The sequence below is a fragment of the Rhodococcus sp. 4CII genome (genome assembly GCF_014256275.1).
In the GTDB taxonomy this organism is placed as follows: Bacteria; Actinomycetota; Actinomycetes; order Mycobacteriales; family Mycobacteriaceae; genus Rhodococcus_F; species Rhodococcus_F wratislaviensis_A.
Genome location: NZ_JACCFE010000002.1, coordinates 3389992 through 3406777 on the forward strand (window position 1 = coordinate 3389992; position 16786 = coordinate 3406777).

Below are 16786 nucleotides of genomic sequence, written 5' to 3' on the forward strand. Positions count from 1 at the left end.
CCCACGTGCCGTCGGCACCCGGACACACCAGGGCTCACAGCCCGTTGATGAAGGGACCCTCGTGTCTGTTTACACGCTGCCGGAACTCCCGTACGACTATGCAGCTCTCGAGCCGCACATCTCCGGCAAGATCATGGAACTGCACCACGACAAGCATCACGCCGCGTACGTGACCGGTGCCAACACGGCCCTCGACAAGCTCGCCGAGCTCCGCGAGTCCGACACCCTGCCGGCCGTGGTCAACCTGCACGAGAAGAACCTCGCCTTCCACTTGGGCGGCCACACCAACCACACCGTCTTCTGGAACAACCTGTCCCCGGACGGCGGCGACAAGCCGACCGGTGAGCTCGCGGCCGCGATCGACGACCAGTTCGGCGGCTTCGACGCGTTCCGCAACCACTTCTCGGCCAACGCCAACGCCATCCAGGGCTCCGGCTGGTCCATCCTGGCCTGGGATTCCATCGGCCAGCGCCTGCTCATCGTCCAGCTGTACGACCAGCAGGGCAACATCCCGATCGGCCTGACGCCGCTGCTGCTCCTCGATATGTGGGAGCACGCCTTCTACCTCGACTACCAGAACGTCAAGGGCGACTACGTCAAGGCATTCTGGAACATCGTCAACTGGGCGGATGTCGCCGCTCGCTTCGAGAAGGCACGCACCCAGACCGCGGGTCTGATCGTCTAGTTCTCCGGTTCTCGCAGCCTCGGGCGCCCGGAACACCGTCGAGTGTTCCGGGCGCCCGTGCTCGTTTCGGGACCGGAATTCGCGTCCGAGCAGGGCCGAGCGTCCAATAGGCTTCGGAAGTGACCGAGTCCAGCGACCCCACCCGGGACGACACCGTCGTCCACGCCTTCCGCGACGACGCGCTCGGCGACCTCGACGCCACCGGCCTCGCAGCCCGGATCGCCGCCGGGGAGGTGTCGGTCCGCGAGGTGACGGAGGCCGCGATCGCCCGCGCCGAGGCGGTCGGGCCCGCCCTGAACGGTGTGGCGTTCGCCGACTTCGACCGCGCGCTCGCGGCGGCGGACCGCCCGCACGACGGGGTGTTCGCGGGAGTGCCGACCGTCGTCAAGGACAATGTCGACGTCGCGGGCCTGCCCACGCAGCACGGCAGCGTCGCGTTCGTCGCGCGGCCTGCCGCCGCCGACAGCGACTTCGTCACCCAATACCTGTCCACGGGCCTGCTCTCGCTCGGGAAGAGCCGCCTCCCGGAGTTCGGGTTCAGTGCCTCCACCGAATTCATGGACGCCGAACCCGTGCACAACCCGTGGAATCCCGCGTACTCGCCGGGCGCGTCGTCCGGCGGTTCGGCCGCGCTCGTCGCCTCGGGTGTGGTGCCGATCGCGCACGCCAACGACGGCGGCGGGTCCATCCGCATTCCTGCTGCCGCCTGTGGGCTCGTCGGACTGAAACCGTCCCGCGGCCGGACGGTCCCCGACGCCATGGACAAGACGTTGCCGATCCGGATCATCGCGCAGGGCGCCGTCACCCGGTCGGTCCGGGACACCGCACAATGGATGGCGGCCGCCGAACGGTACTACCGCAATCCCGATCTGCCGCCCATCCGATTGGTCGAGGGGCCGGGCCGCACCCGGCTGAGGGTCGGGGTGGTCGTCGATTCGGTGACCGTGACCCGAACCGACGACGAGACCCGCAAATCGGTGCACGCGACCGCGGACCTGCTGGCGGATCTCGGGCACCACGTCGAGGAGTGCCCGATGCCGGTGGGGCCCTCGTTCGTCGAGGACTTCTGCATCTACTGGGGGTTCCTGTCGTTCGTCATCTCCAACAATGGAAAGCGGATGCTCGGACCGGACTTCGACCGGGACGCCACCGACAACCTGACGCGCGGACTCGCCGCGATGTACCGCAAGAAGATCGCGAAGACTCCGCGGGTGCTGTACCGGCTGCGCCGCACATACCGCGACTACGCGCAGATGTTCCAGAAGTACGACGTGATCCTGTCACCGACCCTGGCCCACACGACGCCGGAGCTCGGATACCTCTCGCCGACACAGAGTTTCGAGGAGTTGTTCGACAAGCTGATCGCGTACACGGCGTTCACGCCGCTCAACAATGCGTCGGGCGGGCCGGCCATCTCCCTCCCCATGCACGAGACCTCTCGCGGGCTGCCGCTGGCGTCGCACTTCTCCGCGGATCACGGCGACGAGCGGACCCTGCTCGAGTTGGCGTTCGAGCTCGAGCAGGCGACGCCGTGGCGTCGCATCCAGGACGCCGGCTGACGGTCAGGCCCTGCGCCGCAGACCCATCCACACGACGGCGCCCGCGAGCAGCACCGTGGTGATCCCGAACGCGACGGCGAGGTGCTCGGCGGTCAGTAGCGGTGCGGGCGCGGAGAGAGTGCGCGTCACCGCGACCGGTTCGGCGAGGACCGTCGCCAACTGGTTCTGCTGCGCCGGCGTGCGCACCGGCATCGCCGCGACCCCGTTGTTCAGGTCGGTGGACAGCTGCCCCGACAGCGCCTTCAGCTTCGCGAAGCCGTCGACGATCTGCGAGGTGGCGCCGTCGAGCATCGCCGGTGCCTGATCGGCGATCGGGACGATGCCGTCGTTCAGTTGCCGCGCTCCGCTGCTCAGCTGATTGCTGGCGTCGGTGAGCTGACCCATCGCGACCCGCACGAGTTCGCCGAGGTCCGTCTCCGGCCCGACCTGCCCACCCAGGAGACCGGGCACCGAGCCCAGCTGCGAGGAGAGCAGATCGAGGTCGGCGCCGACCTGCCTCAGGGACGGGACCACCTCCGGCGCAACGGGGGTGCCGTCGAGGATGCGGATCGCGTCGTCGATCCTGGTGCGCATCTGCGTGGCGCTGTCGTTCGCCTCGCCCAGCGTCAACCCCAGCGCACTCAACCGGTCCGCGAGGCCGTTGGCCGTCCCCGACGTCTCACCGACCACACCGGCCACCTGATCGGCCACGCCCAGCAGTTGCACCGACCCGGCGCGTGCCGTCTCGAGATACGGGAGCAGGGTGTCGGCGCCCTCGGTGAGCTGTTGCGCCGCATCGTCCGCCGCGGCCGTGCCCGCCGCGAGGAATCCGGCCGTCATTCCCGCCTGCTGGAACCGCGTCCGCGACGAAGACATGTTCGCCAGCAGATCCGTGATGCCGTCCGCGCCGATCTGCGACGACACCACCCCGGAGAGTTCCTCGGACGCGCCGGTGTCGGAACCCGCGACGTCGAGGTCGAGGGTGGCCTGCCGGGGCTTCGCGCCCCACACCGACGACACCGCGTCGCTGAAGTCCTCGGGCACGGTCACCGTGGCGAACCAGTCGCCACCCGCCGCCGTGTCCGCGTCGACCACCTGCCAGTCGAATGCCTCGTTCGCCTCGAGCTTCTCGATCAGTGTGTCGCTCGCACGCACCGGTTTTCCGTCCACGGTGGCACCGGCATCGGTGTTGACGATCGCCACGGTCCGGCCGCCGGCCCCGCGGTCGCCGAGGAACACGTATCCGAGTCCCGCCGCGGACGCGAGGACCAGACCCGCCATGGCGGCCGCGGCGACGCGCCGGGAACCGAGGACCTTTCGCGTCGACTCGGTTCGGGCGTGATTCGCGGAATTCCGTGCGCGCTCAGAGGTCATTCCGGTGAGGGTAGGGCGCTCTTCTAGCGGGAGAGTGTGGCGATTCTGAGGATTCTCTGAGATCTCCGTCCGCAAATGGTTAGCACTCCCATGCTCTTGTGTGCCAGGCACTGTCGGGCGCATTCTTCAAGTACCCAACGAGGTGTGCAGAACGAGTCGTGTTCGAAACGCGTCATCACACCGAGGAGGCAGAGATGAACAGGGACGGCTACATCGGCATCTCGCCCTTCCAGGCTGCGGGTACCTTGCGGGGATTTGTCATTTCCGGGCGCTGGCCCGACACCACCAAGGAATGGGCCCAGCTGCTGGCGCTCGCCGTGCGGGTGGCGTGCGTTCCGGGTCTGCTCCACACCACGACCGTCTTCGGCGCGCACGAGGACCTTCCCGAGGAGCCGGAGCCCGAGACCGTCGGACTCGTGGTGGCCGAGGGCACCGTGCTCGGGGAGTTCGCGCTCGCCCCCGGCCGCTTCGCGGATCACCAGCCGCCTGCGCTGATGATGCTGCATCCGCCGTCCGAGACCACCCCGTCGCTTCCGGAATGCGCGGGCGCCGCGTCCGGCTGCGTGCTCCTGCCGGGGCTCCCCCACCTGGGGCTGGAACACCGGGCGGCATGGGTGGAAGCGGAGGCGGACGGGACGGTGACGTCGATGGTCAGTCGGGTGGGTATCGACCCGATCAGCGACCCCGACACTGCCGTTTTGGCCATGCTGCTGGCCTCGTGAGGATACCCGAAGTTTCTCCGGTCGGTGTCCCAAACTTATTGCCGCCTTTGCCTTTTCATGTAAGCCGCGCTAACGTTGCGGACATCGAAGGGGAGTAGCCCCCAATCGCCTGTGTCGACATACTGGCTCGTTGCCTCACCGCACCGGACCCGGCCTGGCGAACCGTCGCCGAATCATCCGGTGCCGGTGGGCGAGACCTTCGGCCGGGCAGACGTACCCGCGTCTGCCAGGCCGGAGGAATCCACCTGTCATCCTCCGACCGACTACCTGGAGGAGGATGCTCGTGCTGACCGCCGCACTGCTGAGTTTCGGTGTGATCTTCGTCGCCGAACTGGGTGACAAATCTCAGCTCATGGCGATGACGTTCGCCCTGCGCTACCGCTGGTGGGTGGTGATCGCCGGCATCACCGTCGCCACCACCGTGGTCCACCTGGTGTCCGTGGCCGTCGGCCACTACCTCGGCGTCGCGCTCCCGACCGCGGCGATCAGCATCGTCGGCGGCGCCGCCTTCCTCGTCTTCGGCGCCTGGACGCTGCGCGGCGACAACCTCAGCGAAGACGAGCAACTCAAGGCGGGCCGGGCCACCCGCTCCGCGTTCCTGGCCGTCACGTCCGCGTTCTTCCTCGCCGAACTCGGCGACAAGACGATGCTCGCCACCATCACCCTCGCCACCGACCACGACACGGTCGGCGTGTGGATCGGCTCGACCGTCGGCATGGTGGCGGCCGACGCCCTGGCCATCGTCGTCGGCGCCGTACTGGGCAGGCACCTTCCCGAGAGCGTCATCCGCGTCGGCGCGGCCGTGCTGTTCTTCGCGTTCGGCATCTGGTTGCTGCTGGAGGGTCTGCTGCCCGGCAATCCCGTGGGCCCGATCGCCGGCGTCGCGGTCGTCGTGCTGGCACTCGCCGGGGCCGCGGGTCGCGCGGTCTGGTCGCGACGGCGCGGCGTCCCCGCGGAGAGCGCGCCGATGCAGCACCAGGACTGAATTCCGGTCGACAAAGGCGCGCCCCGGGGCAATACTCGGAGCCCAGGAGTACCTCGCAGTTCTGTACGGACGAGAGGGCGTGCGTGAACCATCCCGTAGCGAGCGGCAAGCCGGCGATCCTCACCGTCGACGACGATCCGGGGGTCTCCCGCGCCGTCGCCCGCGACCTTCGGCGCCGATACGGCGAGAGGTACCGCATCATCCGCGCCGAATCCGGCGAGTCGGCGCTCGATGCGATGAAGCAGATGAAGCTGCGGGGAGATCCCGTCGCCGCGATCCTCGCCGACTACCGCATGCCGGCGATGAGCGGAATCGAGTTCCTCGAGAAGGCCATGGATCTGTATCCGCGGGCGCGCCGGGTGCTGCTCACCGCGTACGCCGACACGGATGCGGCCATCGAGGCGATCAACGTCATCGACCTCGACCACTACCTGCTCAAACCGTGGGATCCGCCCGAGGAGAAGCTGTATCCGGTGGTCGACGCGCTGCTCGAGGCGTGGGCGTCGTCGGATCACCACCCCGCCGAGGAGACGAAGGTCGTGGGCCACCGCTGGGCGCCGCGGTCCTCGGAAGTGCGCGAGTTCCTGGCCCGCAACCAGTTGTCGTACCGCTGGTACATGTCGGACGAGGCGGAGGGCGGCCGGTTGCTCAGCGCCGCCGGGGAGGACGGCCGTCGCCTGCCGGTGGTGATCTGCGCCGACGGCGAATGCCTCGTGGAGCCGTCCGACACCGAACTGGGCAGGCGTCTCGGTCTCCGGACCGACCCGTCGGAGAACTTCTACGACCTCGTGGTCGTCGGTGGCGGACCGGCCGGTCTGGGCGCCGCCGTGTACGGCGCCTCGGAAGGACTGCGCACCGCCCTGATCGAGCGGACGGCGACCGGCGGGCAGGCGGGTCAGAGCTCACGGATCGAAAACTATCTCGGATTTCCCGACGGCGTGTCCGGCGCCCAGCTGGCCGAGCGGGCCCGCAGGCAGGCAACCCGGTTCGGGGCGGAACTGATCACCACCCGCGACGTCGTGGCGCTCGAGGTCAACGGCTCGGCGCGCACCGTCCGGTTCGCGGATGGCGACACCATCGACGCGCACACGGTCATCCTGGCGACCGGCGTCTCCTACCGGCGTCATCCGGCGCCCGGAGTCGACGACCTCACCGGGCGCGGCGTCTACTACGGCTCCGCCGTCACCGAGGCCGCCCGCTGCACCGACCAGGACGTGTACATCGTCGGCGGGGCCAACTCTGCTGGACAGGCGGCGGTGTACCTTTCGCGGGGCGCCCGCTCGGTCACCATCGTGGTGCGGGCGCAGTCGCTCGAGGATTCGATGTCGTACTACCTCGTCCAGCAGATCGAACGGAACCCGCGCATCCACGTCCGGCCGTGCACCGAGGTGATCGGCGTCGAGGGCGAGGGCCACCTCGAGAAGATCCGGCTGCGCAACAACGCAACCGGGGACGAGGACACCGTCGACGCCGGGTTCCTGTTCCTCTTCATCGGCGCCGCACCGCGCACCGAATGGCTCGACGGCGTCGTCGCGCGGGACGAGAACGGGTTCGTCGTGTCCGGGCCGGACCTGGTCGTCGACGGGAAGCCACCGAGCGGCTGGCCCCTCGACCGTCTCCCCCACCACCTCGAGACGAGCGTCCCGGGGATCTTCGCGGCCGGTGACGTGCGCGCCGAGTCGGCGAAGCGGGTGGCGTCAGCGGTCGGGGAAGGCGCCATGGCCGTGATGCTCGTCCACCGCTACATCGGCCAACCGTGATCGGGGGCAGACCATGACCCACATCCCGTGCAAACCGCCCGAGCTGAGGACGCTGTTCCTCTTCGAGCACCTCACCGACCACCAACTCGAGCAGCTCTGCGAGAACGGGCACATCGAGCTGATCGAACCCGGGCCGGTATACGCGGAGGGTGACATCGCGTCGTGCTTCTACGTGCTGATCGAGGGTGAGATCGTACTGAGCAAGCTGTCGGGCGGCGAGGAGATCGAGTTCAACCGGACATCCCAGCGCGGCGTGTACGCCGGTGCCTGGCAGTCGTACCTCGGTGACCGCGCCCCCCAGACGTACACCGCGTCGATGCGGGTCACCGCCCCGTCGAAGTTCTTCGTCCTCGACGCCGACCGGTTCGGACAGCTGATGCGCGAGTGGTTCCCGATGGCCGTGCACCTCCTGGAAGGGCTGTTCTTCGGCAACCAGAACGCGAAACAGGTCGTCGATCAGCGGGAACGTCTCCTCGCGCTGGGTTCGTTGTCCGCGGGGCTCACCCACGAACTCAACAACCCCGCGGCCGCCGCGGTCCGGGCGACGGCGTCGCTGCGCGACCGGGTATCGCACATGCGGCAGAAGCTCGGCGTCATCGCGTCGGGCGTATACGACCGGCAGGCGCTCGCCACGTTGATCCGGTTGCAGGAGGAGGCCGCCGAACTGGTGGCGAAGGCGCCGACGCTCACTCCCCTCGAGGCATCCGACCGCGAGGACGTACTCGGCGACTGGTTCGACGACCACGGCGTCTCGGGCGGCTGGGACCTGGCGCCCACGTTCGTACAGGCGGGTCTCGATGTGCCGTGGCTCGAGCGGATCGCGGCCTCCGTCGACGACGAGACGATGGTCGAGAGCGCGATCCGCTGGCTCAACTACACCCTCGAGACCGAACTGCTGATGAACGAGATCGCCGACTCCACCGCCCGCGTCTCCACGCTCGTGAACGCCGCCAAGCAGTACTCGCAGATGGACCGCGCCCCGTACCAGCGCGTCGACCTGCGGGAACTCCTCGACAGCTCCCTGGTGATGCTCGGCCGCAAGATCGGCGACTCGATCACGGTGGTGAAGGAGTACGACCCCACGCTGCCGCAGGTCCCCGCCTACGCCGCGGAACTCAACCAGGTGTGGACCAACCTCATCGACAACGCCGTCGCCGCGATGGACGGCCGCGGCACCCTCACCGTCCGCACGCGGCGCGACGACGACATGGCCCTCATCGAGATCGGCGACACCGGACCCGGAGTGCCCGAAGAGATCCGGTCGCGCATCTTCGAACCGTTCTTCACCACGAAACCCGTCGGCGAGGGAACGGGGCTCGGCCTCGACATCTCCTGGCGCATCGTCGTGAAGAAGCACCGCGGCGACCTGCGCGTCGAATCCGAACCGGGCGACACCCGGTTCCAGGTGCGCATTCCGATCGAACCCGAAGTCGTATCAGCAGAAGGAGTTTCAGATGGGTGAGCTGGACGGAATCGACCCGAGCGTGCCGCCGAGCGGTGACGGATGCGCCGACTGCGACAGCGCCGGCGGGTGGTGGGTGCATCTGCGCCGCTGCGCGCAGTGCGGGCACATCGGCTGCTGCGACTCCTCACCGGCACAGCACGCCACCAAGCATGCCGCCCAGACCGGGCACCCCGTGGTGCGGAGCTTCGAGCCCGGCGAGATCTGGTTCTGGAACTATGCCACCGAAATCGCCTTCGAAGGCCCGGAACTTGCGCCGCCGCAACACCATCCGCTCGATCAGACGGTCCCGGGACCCGCGGATCGCGTTCCGCCCGACTGGCAGGCGAAGATTCACTGAACTCGGAGTTGTCCGAGACGGTGTGCCGTCGCGGCGTCCTGCTCGTCGTACCGCGCCAGCACCGCTTCGAAATTCGCCTTCAGTTCCAGGGCGTAGCGTTCGTGCGCCGCGAACGTCCCGACCGCCGAATCCTCTTCCGCGACGCCCGGGCCACCGATCGCGGTCGCCCGGAACCGCGAAGCCAGGTCCGCCGCCGACCGCAGATGCGTCTCACCGAGACCGAAGTTCTCGGGCGCGAGTTCGCGACGCGCGCGCTCGCGCAGGTCCCTCATGTCCGCCGCCAGCACGTCGCACGCGGCAATGCACCGCACCAGCGCGTCGCGGTCCACCTCGAGCCGATCGCTCATCCGTCCCCCTACGGTCGTCGCTCCACCCGCGAGAGAAACTACCCGCTCCCCCGCCGGCAATGCTTCCCTCGCCTCTGCCGTCACGCCGAGCGAACGTTATGGTGCAGGTCACCAGGGTCGGCCAACGGAGGTCGCCGGGAGAGAAGGATGCGAACCGTGGAAATTCAGGGAACCGCCGCACTGGTCACCGGAGCCGCCTCGGGCCTCGGTGCCGCCACCGCCAAGCGCCTCGCCGACGCCGGTGCCACCGTGTTCGGACTCGATCTGCAGCAGTCCATCGAGCGCGCCGGCGACAACGTCCCGGACGGTGTCACCCTCCTCGCGACCGACGTCACCAGCGGCGACGAGGTCCAGGCCGCGATCGACAAGATCGTCGAGTCGGGGCTGCCGCTGCGCATCGTCGTCAACTGCGCCGGCGTCGGCTGGGCCGGGCGCATCCTGTCGAAGAAGGGCCCGCACGACCTCGAACTGTTCCGCACCGTCATCACCGTCAACCTGCTCGGCACGTTCAACGTCATGCGCCTGGCCGCCGACGCGATCGCGAAGACGGACACCGTCGACGAGTCGGGGCAGCGCGGCGTCGTCATCAACACCGCGTCCGTCGCCGCGTTCGAGGGCCAGATCGGCCAAATCGCCTACTCCGCGTCCAAGGGTGGCGTGCACGGCATGACCGTTCCCGCCGCCCGCGACCTCGCGCAGTTCGGGATCCGCGTCAACACCATCGCCCCCGGCATCATCGACACCCCGATGCTCGCCGGCGTCACTGACGAGTACCGCAAGGGCCTCGAAGCGGGTGTCCCGTTCCCCTCCCGTCTCGGGCAGCCCGCCGAGTACGCGCAACTCGCTCAGATGATCGTCGAACACGACTACCTCAACGGTGAGACCATTCGTATGGACGGTGCTCTGCGCATGGCGCCGCGGTAGGCGGCTCCGCCGCCCGTGCGCCTTTCTGGTTGCTCCAGCTACCGAAAGGGCGCACGGGGCGCGAAGCGCCCTGCGCTGGGAGGTGGGCATGGGTTTCTACTCTGACCAGGTCGTTCCGCGGCTCGTCAACGTCAGCTGCGGGGTGAAGTTCACGGAGCCGTCGCGGCGACGCGTCTGCGCCGGTCTGCAGGGCCGGGTGGTGGAGATCGGATTCGGATCGGGACTCAACGTCCCGTTCTACCCGGCCGCCGTCGAGTCGGTGACCGCGGTCGAACCCGCCGACCTCGGCTGGAAGCTGGCAGCCAAACGGGTGGCGGCGTCGACGACCCCGATCGAGAGGTCCGGCCTCGACGGTCAATCGCTCCCCTTCCCGGACAACAGTTTCGACACCGCACTGTCCACCTGGACGATGTGCACCATCCCCGACGCCGACGCCGCACTGCGGGAGATCCGGCGCGTTCTGAAACCCGGCGGCACACTGCATTTCGTCGAACACGGCCTCGCCCCGGATGAGAACGTCCGGCGCTGGCAGCACCGTCTCGAGCCCATCCAGAAAACTGTCGCCGGGGGTTGCCACCTCACCCGCGACATCCCCGCCCTGGTGACGAACGCCGGATTCGAAGTCCGGGACCTCGATCGCTTCTACGAGAAATCCACGCCGAAAATCGTCGGCGCCTTCTCCCTGGGGGTTGCGGCTTCGCCGCCCGTGCGCGGTTGAGGAGTCCAGGGACTCGTGGGGCATGCACGGGCGGTGGTTCGCGCGAGGGGGTAATGTTCGCCGTCGACACGACTGTGGGGGTCGTGGGGTCGCACCGGGGTGGGACGCGAGACGTTCGTGAGTTATCAAGGGGGGATTCATGTTCGACCGTGAGGGTCTGCGGGTGCGCGAGGACGAGCTGCAGGATCAGATCGATTCGCTGCTGGTCACGCTCGACCGGCAGACGAAGGATCTGCACGCCGCTCAGCAGCAGGTGGCGCAACTGCGGGTGAGTGGGACGTCCGACGACGGCCTGGCGCAGGTGGAGGTGAATTCGGTGGGCGGCGTGGTGAACGTGCACCTCGCACCGGACGCGTTCCGGCGGTCCACCCCCGAATCGCTGGGGCGTGCGATGACGGAAGCCGCTCGCCGCGCGGGCGAGGCAGCGCACGTAGAGTCGATGCGCATCATGGGATCGATCGTGGCCGCGACCGAGACGTTGCCGGATCTGCCCGACCTCGTTCCCGGCGCCCCGAGCCTGCGGGATTTCCTCCCGCCCCTCGAACCCGACGTCCGTGACCTCCCGGCCGATCCGGACCCGGATGATCCCGACGACGGGCAGTGGAACCGGCCGGTGCTGCGGGACGGGTGGCAGTGAGCGCGCAGTTGTGGGTGGACACCGCGCATCTGCGCAGCGTCGCACCCCGATTCGACGACCTGTCGCAGCGGATGGCCGAGGTCGCCGCCACCCTGACCTCGACCCTCGACAGCGAGGGTGAATGCTGGGGCGGCGACGAGACGGGGGCGGCGTTCGCGCGCGGGTACCTACCCTCCGCGGACGCGGCCGGCCGGTCTCTCGGGTTCGCTGTCGGGGCGCTGGCCGCGCTTGGGTCCAAGCTCAGGAGCACGGCCGATTCGTTCGATGACACCGACCGCGGCACCGCGTCCAGTCTGTCCGGGTTGTCCTGATGGGCATCGAGGTTCCGGGCGGTGTCCGGTGGCTGGCGGAGAGGGTGGTCGGGGCGGACTGGCCCGCCGCGGACGAAACGGCAATGGAGCGGCTCGGGCAAGGGTGGAAGGACGCCGGGGCATCGCTGGACGACATCCTCGAGGAGGCCGACGCCGCGATGCGGTCGGCGTTGTCCGGGGTCGGTGGTGACGTCGACGCGGCGATGGCGCAGCAGTGGGCGCGGATCGGTGCGGACGGCGCGCTACGCGAGTTGTCGGAGTTGTTCCACGAACTCGGCGACACCCTCGACTGGTCGGCCGACGACATCCGGGTCGCGAAACTGTCGATCATCGCGGCGCTGGTGGTGTTGGCGGCCGAACTCGTCGCGGTGGCGGCGGCCAGTGCGATGACGTTCGGTGCAGCGAGTCCCGCGGCGTTCGCGGCGGAGGCGGCCACGCAGGTCACCGTACGGATGATCATTCGGCAACTGATCATCTCGATCCTCAGACGCGCTGCGGTCGGCGCGGCCAAGGGAGCCGTATTCGGCGTCGGCACGCAGGCGGCCTTGGAGACTGCGGTGCAGGTGGATGAGAACATCCGAGGCCGACGCGACGGTTACGACCTCGGGAACATCGCCGAGGCGGGCGCGAAGGGCGCGGTGAGCGGGACCGTCAAGGGCGCGCTCAACGGTGTCGTCGGTATCGACAAGTGGAACGACCCGCGCAACGCCCTCACGGGGTTGGTCGGCAGCGGAGCACAAAGCGCGACGGTCGGCTCCAACCGGGCGAGCGGATTCATCGTGGATGAGGCACTGTCGCTGACAGGACTCGACAACACTCTGGCCGATCTCGGCGGCCGGCCGGGGGACGGGCAATCATGAGCGAAACCTGGAACCTCGACACGCGCACGCGGCACCCGATAGGCGGTCCGAGTTACCCGTCGCCACGACGGGTCCGTCGCGCGCTGGCCTTCGCGATCGATTTCGTCATCCATCTCGGCGTCGCCTATCTCGTCTACCGTGTCGGGAGCGCCGGATTTCCACCGGGGTCCCCCAAGCCGATTGCCGCCCCCGTCGTCACGTGGATCCTGGTGTCCTTCGTGCACCGCACCGTTGTGCAGTCGATCTACCACGCCACTCTGGGTAAGTGGCTGCTCGGGTTGTGCGTCGTCCGGCCCGTGGATGGTCGATGGCCCACCTTCGGCGCGCTGGTGTGGAGTTGGATCCTGGGATTCGTGGCGTTCATCCTGTTCCAGGACACTCCGACAGAGGGTAAGGACGGGTTTCCACTCGTGGTACGCCGCAGGGACGTTCGGCAGTAGGCGGCTTCGCCGCTTGTGCGCGGGAAGCGAGTTCCTGGACTCGTCAACCGCTTACAGGCGGCGCCGCCGCCGGTCGTCGACGTAGAACAGTACGAGGGCGATGCAGAGGAGGGCGGCGGGGATCCAGGCGGCGGGTCCGCCGAAGTAGCGGGTGGCGAACGCTCCGAGGACGGCGCCAGCGGCGAAGCTGCCGACGATGGCGGCGTACACCCGGGTGTGTTGGCGTGATTCGGGGATCTTCTCGATGTAGGCGGCGTACGCCGACTCGGTGAAGCGCATGAGGTTGCCGGTGGTGGCGACCGCGATGTACGACAGCTCCCCGATGGTGCGGAACAGCCCGAACTGCATGGCCGCCACGAAGGCGATGGAAACGGTGACCAGTGCGTTGGGGACGTCTGCGGGCACGAATCCGACCGCGGCGAGGACGACGATCTGCGCGACCAGGGCGACCCGGATCGGGTGGTCGAAGACGCTGTGGGCGAGTTCGCCCTTGAGCAGATGTGCGAATGCGACACCGACGATGAACGCGAGGATCGGCCACAGGTGTGCGCGCGCGGCGTGGAAGTGCCGCTCGGACAGGTCGATGGCCATGAGGATGACATTGCCGGTCTGGGCGTTCGCGAAGACACCGCCGCGGCTGATGTAGGTGTAAGCGTCGAGAAAGCCGCCGGCTGCGGTCAGAAGTAGAGCGAACCGCAGCGTCGTGGATGTCTTCGGCACCTCCACCTGACCACCCCTACCGAATCGGGCCTCATTGCAGCCTAGAGGTCGGAGGCGAGTGGGATCTCCTTCTCGGCCCGATCCGACATCCATTCGCGCAGTACTTTCGTGGCGATCACGTCGTCTTCGTTGTACTGCAGCAGTCGTTCGCGCTGGGTGAGGTCGGGTTCGCCGTCATAGCCGACTGCTTCGCGGTACCAGCTCATCGAAGCCTCACCGCCGGCGTCGGCGTCCCGCCACCGGAAGCCGGCGACGGGGGCGATCTTCTTGAGGCCCTTGCCGCCCGGGCAGATGAATTGGTCGCTGACGGCCTGGTAGATGTCGACCCACTGTGGGCTGTCGATGAATTCGCGGATCTCGGCTTCGGTGGGGATGCCGGGTGTCCCGGCGAATCGGCGGGCGGAGTCCAGCAGCCACTTGTCCTCCGCGGACCGTGAATAGCAGTACGCGGCGAAGGTTCTGCCGCTCAGCGCCGCCGCGGCACGCTCGGCCATGAGCCACGTCCAGAATTCGGCGAACGACCGCGCCTCGTCCTGGGTGGGCACCGGGTCCCAGCTGACGAACGGCCGGTACGCCGACACCCCGTCGACGTTGAGCAGTGTTCCCCACAGGTAGGCGCCGTGTTCCTGGTAGCTCTCCATGTCGACGTCGACCTCGACGTCCGCGCGTGTCACCCGGATCTCGGGGAAGCGTCGCACCAGCGGCACCCCCGCGAGCCACGCCTTGGCGGTGACGACGGCGTCCTCGAACGCCCCGTGCGGCCAGTCCTCGAGCGGTTCGCCGTCCCAGGCCGCGAGGTCGTCGATGGTGTGGCAGCCCGCGTCGCGGAGCATGTCGGCGCGCGAACCGGTGGCCACCAGGCTCACGTCGTGGGTCTGCGTCAGCTGCTCCTCACACCCGGGCCACCACGGGCACGAACGGCACTCGCCGATCCTCGACGGCACCGTCGCTGACTCCCCGCGGGCGACGGCCAGCCGGTCCGCGAAGCGTTCGTCGTAGTCGTCGAGGATGGTGGTGAGGTCGTGGACGTAGATGACGTCGGAGCCGTAGCCGATGGCGCCGGCCACCAGCGCCGGGCTCGCGTGCCCGTGCCTCTCGAGCATCCGGTACACCTGCGCGACGCGCATCTGGTCGCGGACCTGACTGCGCGGCTTCCGGGTCGAGTCCTCCCGCGGGTCCCACTCGAACATTCCCGACGTCACCGCGCCGCGGCCCGGATCGGTGACCTTGTGGTTGACGACGATCACCGGGATGTACCCACCGTGGTCCTCGTCGCGGACGAGGATCTCGCAGCGCGCCCTCCGTCCGGCGGCGCGGTCGAGTGGGAGCACGGCGCCCCAGATGCGGTCCGCTCCCGCCTCGCATGCGGCCAGGGTGTCCTCGGCGCGACGGCGCAGGCTCTGCTCGGCGTCGATCTGCACCCACCGTTCCGGGGCGTGCTCGGTGAGGGTCCGGCGGATGTCTTCACGTTTGGCGGCGGCGGCGTCCTGACGCTGCCGGACGCCCGGATCCTCGGGAGCCGCCGCGAGTTGTTCGGGGAACGCCGCGTCGAGGTGCACCCGGTGGCGGCACCGCGTCAGTGCGCTGGCATCGATCACCGTCCCCGACACCTTTCCGGGAGAGGTGTCGGGTTCTGATTGCTGACCGATATGGGAACACACGATGACGAAGATTATGTGCTCCCCTAGGCTGATCCCGAAGCACCGGATGCAGTTGGTAGCGTGGGCTCCGCTGAAACACCAGGAAAAGGGGTCTTTTCGATGGGGTTGTTCAAGAAACGTAAGTCCCGAGCCACCCGCAAGGCGGAAGCCAAGGCACTCAAGCACAAGGCTGGGGTGGAAGCGAGGCTGAGCGCGAGGAACGAACGCAAGCGCGACAAGCAGGCCGCCAAAGCCGGGCGCAAGCTCGAGGCCGCCGAACTGAAGTCGCAGAAGAAGGTCGAGAAGGCTCAGATCGCTGCGTTCAAGGCCCAGGAGAAGGCCGCCGCCCAGAAGGGTTTCACCGTCGCCGCCGTCCGCAAGTACCTCGGTGTCGCACGACTGCTGACGCCGGTGCTGCTGCCGATCGCCTACCGCGCCGCCACCGTCGTGCGCGGGCAGATCGATGCCCGTCGCGCCGACCGGATGGGCGTCGACGTCGACCAGCTCGCCAACTTCACCGGGCACGGCGCCAAGCTCAGCGCCCGAATCGCCGGCGCCGAAAGCTCCACCACCGAGATCCTCGGGCAGAAGCCGGACGACGCCGAGACGCAGAAGTTCGCCGCCGCCATCCGCGACCGCCTCGGCGATCTCAACACCGCCGTCCGTGCGGCCGAGCAGATGCCGCAGGCCCGCCGCAAGGCCGCCCATCACGCCATCTCGTCCGAACTCGACGGAGTCGAAGCCGATCTCCTCGCCCGCCTCGGCGTGCGCTGAACCCACCCGCACACTTCGATGCCCCCCGCCCGTGCCGCTGCGACCGCCACCCTTCGGGGCTCTGCGGTCGGCGCGCTCGTGGCGGGGCTCGCGGTCGCGGCGCACGGCATCGGTGGGGGTGGCCTTCCTGAATCCGCCGCCCTGACGCTGCTGCTCGTCACGTGCAGCGGGGTCGGCGCGATCACCGCGCAACTACCCGCCCGCGTCCACGGACAGCTCGCGCTCGTGGGTGCCCTCGGCGCCGGGCAGGTCGCGGCGCACTTCGCGCTCACGCTCACCACGCACATGCACTCGGCGGTCCCGTCGCTCCCGATGCTGGCCGCGCACGCCGCCGCCACCGTGGTCTGTGCCCTGCTGATCGCGAACGCGGAACGTCTCTACGGACCCCTCGTCCACGCCTGGCGGGTGGTTCTCCGCGGTGCCCCGCGGCCCGTATCGGCGGCGACGCCGCCGCACGTCCCGGTGCGCCCCGCGAATCCCGTGGACGCCCTGCTGCGCGCGAGTATTTCGCGTCGCGGCCCGCCGGTCCTGGTCTGATTCTCACCTCTT

At 68.8% G+C, this 16786-nt stretch carries 19 protein-coding genes; 15 read left to right on the forward strand and 4 right to left on the reverse strand.

Features of this window, described 5'->3' with window-relative positions:
* The first annotated feature begins 61 nt into the window (after positions 1-61).
* Positions 62-685 (forward strand): superoxide dismutase, encoded by a 624-nt coding sequence (locus H0B43_RS16395; protein ID WP_012691075.1) that lies wholly within the window; start codon positions 62-64, stop codon positions 683-685.
* A 119-nt stretch (positions 686-804) separates the two neighbouring features.
* Complete coding sequence (locus tag H0B43_RS16400; RefSeq protein WP_185726964.1) at positions 805-2244, forward strand: amidase; 1440 nt, start codon at positions 805-807, stop codon at positions 2242-2244.
* A gap of 3 nt (positions 2245-2247) precedes the next feature.
* Here the strand turns inward: H0B43_RS16400 and H0B43_RS16405 are convergent, their stop codons facing one another.
* Complete coding sequence (locus H0B43_RS16405; RefSeq protein WP_185726963.1) at positions 2248-3597, reverse strand: hypothetical protein; 1350 nt, start codon at positions 3595-3597, stop codon at positions 2248-2250.
* Positions 3598-3791: 194 nt separating this feature from the next.
* Between H0B43_RS16405 and H0B43_RS16410 the strand changes: the two genes are divergently transcribed.
* From H0B43_RS16410 to H0B43_RS16430, 5 genes are all read left to right on the forward strand, one after another.
* Positions 3792-4319, forward strand: a complete 528-nt coding sequence (locus tag H0B43_RS16410) for a hypothetical protein (protein ID WP_005248897.1) — start codon at positions 3792-3794, stop codon at positions 4317-4319.
* Between the two features lie 277 nt (positions 4320-4596).
* Entirely contained in the window at positions 4597-5304 is a 708-nt protein-coding gene (locus H0B43_RS16415; protein WP_185726962.1) for a TMEM165/GDT1 family protein, read from the forward strand.
* A gap of 83 nt (positions 5305-5387) precedes the next feature.
* The gene (locus tag H0B43_RS16420; protein ID WP_185726961.1) at positions 5388-7064 is read left to right on the forward strand and encodes an FAD-dependent oxidoreductase; all 1677 of its coding nucleotides are present in this window, start codon (positions 5388-5390) and stop codon (positions 7062-7064) included.
* Positions 7065-7077: 13 nt separating this feature from the next.
* Positions 7078-8526 carry an ATP-binding protein gene (locus H0B43_RS16425; RefSeq protein ID WP_185726960.1) on the forward strand — a complete coding sequence of 483 codons (1449 nt, stop codon included), beginning with the start codon at positions 7078-7080 and terminating at the stop codon, positions 8524-8526.
* Positions 8519-8866, forward strand: a complete 348-nt coding sequence (locus tag H0B43_RS16430; RefSeq protein ID WP_185726959.1) for a UBP-type zinc finger domain-containing protein — start codon at positions 8519-8521, stop codon at positions 8864-8866. The genes H0B43_RS16425 and H0B43_RS16430 overlap by 8 nt, the downstream gene beginning before the upstream one ends.
* On the opposite strand, the gene H0B43_RS16435 is transcribed toward H0B43_RS16430, so the two are convergent.
* Positions 8860-9213 (reverse strand): hypothetical protein, encoded by a 354-nt coding sequence (locus H0B43_RS16435; RefSeq protein WP_185726958.1) that lies wholly within the window; start codon positions 9211-9213, stop codon positions 8860-8862. The two genes, H0B43_RS16430 and H0B43_RS16435, sit on opposite strands and share 7 nt — an antisense overlap.
* Before the next feature lie 156 nt (positions 9214-9369).
* Between H0B43_RS16435 and H0B43_RS16440 the strand changes: the two genes are divergently transcribed.
* The 6 genes from H0B43_RS16440 to H0B43_RS16465 all read left to right on the forward strand — a co-directional run bounded on the left by H0B43_RS16440 (position 9370) and on the right by H0B43_RS16465 (position 13103).
* On the forward strand, positions 9370-10137 hold the full coding sequence (locus tag H0B43_RS16440) for an SDR family NAD(P)-dependent oxidoreductase (RefSeq protein ID WP_185726957.1): 768 nt from the start codon (positions 9370-9372) through the stop codon (positions 10135-10137).
* Between the two features lie 88 nt (positions 10138-10225).
* A complete protein-coding gene (locus tag H0B43_RS16445) occupies positions 10226-10855 on the forward strand; it encodes a class I SAM-dependent methyltransferase (RefSeq protein ID WP_185726956.1) in 630 nt (209 codons plus the stop codon).
* Between the two features lie 139 nt (positions 10856-10994).
* On the forward strand, positions 10995-11492 hold the full coding sequence (locus tag H0B43_RS16450) for a YbaB/EbfC family nucleoid-associated protein (protein WP_185726955.1): 498 nt from the start codon (positions 10995-10997) through the stop codon (positions 11490-11492).
* Positions 11489-11803, forward strand: coding sequence for a WXG100 family type VII secretion target (locus H0B43_RS16455; protein WP_185726954.1), 315 nt, complete (start codon positions 11489-11491; stop codon positions 11801-11803). Before H0B43_RS16450 ends, H0B43_RS16455 begins: the two co-directional genes overlap by 4 nt.
* Positions 11803-12663: a hypothetical protein gene (locus tag H0B43_RS16460; protein ID WP_185726953.1), complete on the forward strand. Its 861-nt coding sequence runs from the start codon at positions 11803-11805 to the stop codon at positions 12661-12663. Before H0B43_RS16455 ends, H0B43_RS16460 begins: the two co-directional genes overlap by 1 nt.
* Entirely contained in the window at positions 12660-13103 is a 444-nt protein-coding gene (locus tag H0B43_RS16465) for an RDD family protein (protein WP_185726952.1), read from the forward strand. The genes H0B43_RS16460 and H0B43_RS16465 overlap by 4 nt, the downstream gene beginning before the upstream one ends.
* Positions 13104-13154: 51 nt before the next feature.
* Here the strand turns inward: H0B43_RS16465 and H0B43_RS16470 are convergent, their stop codons facing one another.
* Together H0B43_RS16470 and H0B43_RS16475 are read right to left on the reverse strand one after the other, a co-directional pair.
* Complete coding sequence (locus H0B43_RS16470) at positions 13155-13829, reverse strand: YoaK family protein (protein WP_185726951.1); 675 nt, start codon at positions 13827-13829, stop codon at positions 13155-13157.
* A 35-nt stretch (positions 13830-13864) separates the two neighbouring features.
* Entirely contained in the window at positions 13865-15421 is a 1557-nt protein-coding gene (locus H0B43_RS16475) for a TM0106 family RecB-like putative nuclease (protein ID WP_185726950.1), read from the reverse strand.
* Positions 15422-15583: 162 nt separating this feature from the next.
* Here H0B43_RS16475 and H0B43_RS16480 point away from each other — a divergent pair, with 162 nt between their 5' ends.
* Both H0B43_RS16480 and H0B43_RS16485 read left to right on the forward strand, forming a co-directional pair.
* A complete protein-coding gene (locus H0B43_RS16480) occupies positions 15584-16237 on the forward strand; it encodes a DUF6474 family protein (RefSeq protein WP_185726949.1) in 654 nt (217 codons plus the stop codon).
* Between the two features lie 18 nt (positions 16238-16255).
* Positions 16256-16774, forward strand: a complete 519-nt coding sequence (locus tag H0B43_RS16485; RefSeq protein WP_185726948.1) for a hypothetical protein — start codon at positions 16256-16258, stop codon at positions 16772-16774.
* Positions 16775-16786: the final 12 nt, after the last annotated feature.

Bases quoted from the DNA above. Each gene is read 5' to 3' on its own strand.
- H0B43_RS16405 (WP_185726963.1), bottom strand. From the start codon at position 3,597: ATGACCTCTGAGCGCGCACGGAATTCCGCGAATCACGCCCGAACCGAG.
- H0B43_RS16410 (WP_005248897.1), top strand. From the start codon at position 3,792: ATGAACAGGGACGGCTACATCGGCATCTCGCCCTTCCAGGCTGCGGGT.
- H0B43_RS16415 (WP_185726962.1), top strand. From the start codon at position 4,597: ATGCTCGTGCTGACCGCCGCACTGCTGAGTTTCGGTGTGATCTTCGTC.
- H0B43_RS16425 (WP_185726960.1), top strand. From the start codon at position 7,078: ATGACCCACATCCCGTGCAAACCGCCCGAGCTGAGGACGCTGTTCCTC.
- H0B43_RS16430 (WP_185726959.1), top strand. From the start codon at position 8,519: ATGGGTGAGCTGGACGGAATCGACCCGAGCGTGCCGCCGAGCGGTGAC.
- H0B43_RS16435 (WP_185726958.1), bottom strand. From the start codon at position 9,213: ATGAGCGATCGGCTCGAGGTGGACCGCGACGCGCTGGTGCGGTGCATT.
- H0B43_RS16445 (WP_185726956.1), top strand. From the start codon at position 10,226: ATGGGTTTCTACTCTGACCAGGTCGTTCCGCGGCTCGTCAACGTCAGC.
- H0B43_RS16450 (WP_185726955.1), top strand. From the start codon at position 10,995: ATGTTCGACCGTGAGGGTCTGCGGGTGCGCGAGGACGAGCTGCAGGAT.
- H0B43_RS16460 (WP_185726953.1), top strand. From the start codon at position 11,803: ATGGGCATCGAGGTTCCGGGCGGTGTCCGGTGGCTGGCGGAGAGGGTG.
- H0B43_RS16465 (WP_185726952.1), top strand. From the start codon at position 12,660: ATGAGCGAAACCTGGAACCTCGACACGCGCACGCGGCACCCGATAGGC.
- H0B43_RS16480 (WP_185726949.1), top strand. From the start codon at position 15,584: ATGGGGTTGTTCAAGAAACGTAAGTCCCGAGCCACCCGCAAGGCGGAA.
- H0B43_RS16485 (WP_185726948.1), top strand. From the start codon at position 16,256: ATGCCCCCCGCCCGTGCCGCTGCGACCGCCACCCTTCGGGGCTCTGCG.